The organism is Candidatus Erwinia dacicola (assembly GCF_001756855.1).
Lineage (GTDB): Bacteria > Pseudomonadota > Gammaproteobacteria > Enterobacterales > Enterobacteriaceae > Erwinia > Erwinia dacicola.
Genome location: NZ_MAYS01000037.1, coordinates 1 through 2,781, shown reverse-complemented (window position 1 = coordinate 2,781; position 2,781 = coordinate 1). Strand labels below are relative to the sequence as shown.

Genomic DNA, 2,781 nt, shown 5'->3' with positions numbered 1-2,781 from the left:
GCCACGGCAATAAGGCGTGCTGGGTCTGACAGTCGTCCCGGCGCGTTGGAGGATCCTGACTGGGCTGAAATCCATATGGAGCTGCGTAAGAAAGGCGTCACCCGCCACCTTCTGTGGGAAGAATACTGTCAGCGGATGCCCGTCCGGGGGTACAGTTACTCGCAGTTCTGCTGCCGCTACCAGACTTGATGCCAGTCGCAGAAGCGCTCCATGCGCCAACAGCATCTCGCCGGTGAAAAATGCTTTATCGACTACTGTGGGCCCACGGTGCCGGTTATCTCGCCAGAAACCGGTGAATGCCGCCAGGCGCAGATCTTCGTGGCAGTGTTGGGGGCACCGAACTATACCGTCGCTACGGTAAAAATGCCACGGTAATGATAAATCAACTGCCAACGGATGAGTGGTATGGCTGTGTGGGAGATAACACGCTGGCCGACGCCATCCTAGATCGCCTGATGCAAACGCCCACCGACTGGAAATGAAAGGTGAGTCGATGAGAAAACGACTGGCACAGGTTGACTGAAAGTGAACGGTCAGTGTAATGAAAGAAAGTTAGGGCGCGTTAGGAAATAACGCGTTCACGTTCCTCCGGAACGACCGTTCATCTTCGCCAGAATACGCAACCTATAACTATTCCTTGATTTGTCGTTAACCTGCAGTGATTAAGCAGATTCTTACCGCTAAAATTCAACACCTTGCTTTGCAATTAATGCTAATATTCATCGGCTTTGCTTATCTGCACCAACACTGAGTAATATGAGGACGATTTATGGACCAAGCTGGTATCATTCGAGATTTGCTGGTCTGGCTGGAGAGCCACCTGGACCAACCGTTATCGCTTGATAACGTGGCGGCGAAGGCCGGATACTCAAAATGGCATCTGCAAAGAATGTTTAAGGACGTCACCAGTCATGCGATTGGCGCTTATATTCGCGCCCGCCGTCTGTCAAAAGCGGCAGTGGCACTACGCCTGACCAGTCGGCCAATTCTGGACATCGCTTTACAGTATCGTTTTGATTCCCAGCAGACCTTCACCCGGGCCTTCAAGAAACAGTTTACCCAGACCCCTGCTTGGTATCGCCGGATATCAGACTGGAATGCCTATGGCCTGCGGCCTCCTATTCGCCTTGGCGATGGCAAACTGCCTGAACCTACGTGGGTCAGTTTGCCGGAAACCGAGCTGATAGGGCAAACCCAAAGCTACACCTGCATTCTGGAACAAATTTCTCTCTTTCGCGATGAGATGCGACTGCATTTCTGGCGCCAGTTCCTAACGGAGGCCGATACGGTTCCGCTGGTGCTGTATGGCCTGCATCAGTCGAGACCAAGTGCAGAAAAAGATGATGAGCAGGAGATCCTGTATACCACCGCCGTGACGTCCGATCAGATGTCCAGTCAGCTCCATGCCACTCAGCGGATGATGTTGGAAGGCGGGGATTACGTACAGTTTACCTATGAGGGGCCGCGTAGCGGACTTCAGGAGTTTGTCCTGCAAATCTACGGCACTTGTATGCCAACACTGAAACTGACACGTCGCCACGGGCAGGATATTGAGCGTTTTTACACCCACGGCGGTAAGAAGCGTGCTGAACCTCCGGTCGATATTCGCTGTGAATATCTGATCCCGATCCGTCACAATCAGGATTAACCAGACAGATGTCAAAAGGGCCGCTCACTGCGGCCCTGTTTATCTCTGGCAATCGATTAGTGCTGCAGTTCATCGAGTGACGTCTGTTCAATGCGCCACATCCCCGGCCATTTCCACCACCCAGCCAGAAGCCAGCCACACGCTCTGTTGATGATCAACCCGAGAGAGGGAACAGTTGCGCAGGCGCAGACGGCGTTCTGCATTCGCTGGCAGCCCCAGAATAGTACTCAGCAACACGCCCAGCGCCATGCCATGGCTAACAATCAGCGGACGGCTACCCTCAGGCAGTTCGAGGCAGGCATTCAGCGCCTGATGCATGCGCGCTGCCATTTCGCTCATCGACTCCCCTTGCGGGATGCGACCGTTGATGGTGCCATCCACCAGCGTTTTGCGCTAGCCCTCTTCCTCAGCTCTGAGTGAATTCAGCCGGTGCTGTTCCAGCACGCCCATATTCAGCTCACGCAGACGCGTATTAGACGTCAACTACCTTGGCCGGTACGCGTCAACTACTCTGACCGCTCTGATGCTACTATTCAACTGACTGTTGTATTGCCGCTTTTGACGTTTTCTTTTTGTAGTTCTCTCCTGTTACCTCGAAGATCTATCCATGGTGGATCAGCCTGTCTGCCGCAGCCACCGCCATTGTTTCGTTTACGAAGATGCCGACCTCAATGCCCAGCTTGCGCGTGTGCCTGAGCAGGGCGCGGGTGGCGCAGCGGAACAGGTTGTTGAGCAGCGGTCAGTTGTTGCTGAAGAACGGCCAGGGCAGGTGTGGCATGTTAAATGCGCTCAACGGCGAGTCGGGTCCTCCACTCGTTGACGCTGTCGCCGTGTTTTTTGAGATGGCAATTTCAGCCGTCATCAACGGTAAAGAGCAGCTTTGCCGGGCGCGGGATATACATGGAGCTGAGTATAAAGCGGAGCTCCGGTCATGCAAAGCACCGGAACGGCGAAGCCGTGACGCTCGCCCTGTAAGGGCGCTACGTTCATTATTTGCGCCTCGCGTTACCTGAGGTTTTTAAGAGCTTTCCCCACCTTTCCCACCAGAAATTGTTCACATCGTGAGCGCGATCATAAATTTCACTTCTGCCGCTATCTTTTGGAACCGGTTCTAACTAACGTTTTTTATCAAG

The 2,781-nt window shown here is 53.6% G+C and carries 2 protein-coding genes and 4 pseudogenes; 3 read left to right on the top strand and 3 right to left on the bottom strand.

Features of this window, described 5'->3' with window-relative positions; genetic code table 11:
- From BBW68_RS15305 to robA, 3 genes and pseudogenes are all read left to right on the top strand, one after another.
- Nucleotides 1-354, top strand: a pseudogene (locus BBW68_RS15305) (IS21 family transposase); the annotation flags it as partial.
- Between the two features lie 20 nt (nt 355-374).
- Nucleotides 375-482, top strand: a complete 108-nt coding sequence (locus tag BBW68_RS20070) for a hypothetical protein (RefSeq protein WP_276325367.1) — start codon at nt 375-377, stop codon at nt 480-482.
- Between the two features lie 287 nt (nt 483-769).
- Nucleotides 770-1,648, top strand: a complete 879-nt coding sequence (gene robA / locus BBW68_RS00890) for an MDR efflux pump AcrAB transcriptional activator RobA (protein ID WP_070133616.1) — start codon at nt 770-772, stop codon at nt 1,646-1,648.
- Nucleotides 1,649-1,704: 56 nt separating this feature from the next.
- On the opposite strand, the pseudogene BBW68_RS00885 reads toward robA, so the two are convergent.
- The 3 pseudogenes from BBW68_RS00885 to BBW68_RS20415 form a co-directional block, all read right to left on the bottom strand.
- Nucleotides 1,705-2,116, bottom strand: a pseudogene (locus BBW68_RS00885) (histidine phosphatase family protein); the annotation flags it as partial.
- Between the two features lie 61 nt (nt 2,117-2,177).
- Nucleotides 2,178-2,309 (bottom strand): annotated as a pseudogene (locus tag BBW68_RS20990) (ATP-binding protein); the annotation flags it as partial.
- A pseudogene (locus BBW68_RS20415) lies at nt 2,304-2,550 on the bottom strand (IS91 family transposase); the annotation flags it as partial. The pseudogenes BBW68_RS20990 and BBW68_RS20415, both read right to left, overlap by 6 nt.
- Nucleotides 2,551-2,781: the final 231 nt, after the last annotated feature.

Bases quoted from the DNA above. Each gene is read 5' to 3' on its own strand.
- BBW68_RS20070 (WP_276325367.1), top strand. From the start codon at position 375: ATGATAAATCAACTGCCAACGGATGAGTGGTATGGCTGTGTGGGAGAT.
- robA (WP_070133616.1), top strand. From the start codon at position 770: ATGGACCAAGCTGGTATCATTCGAGATTTGCTGGTCTGGCTGGAGAGC.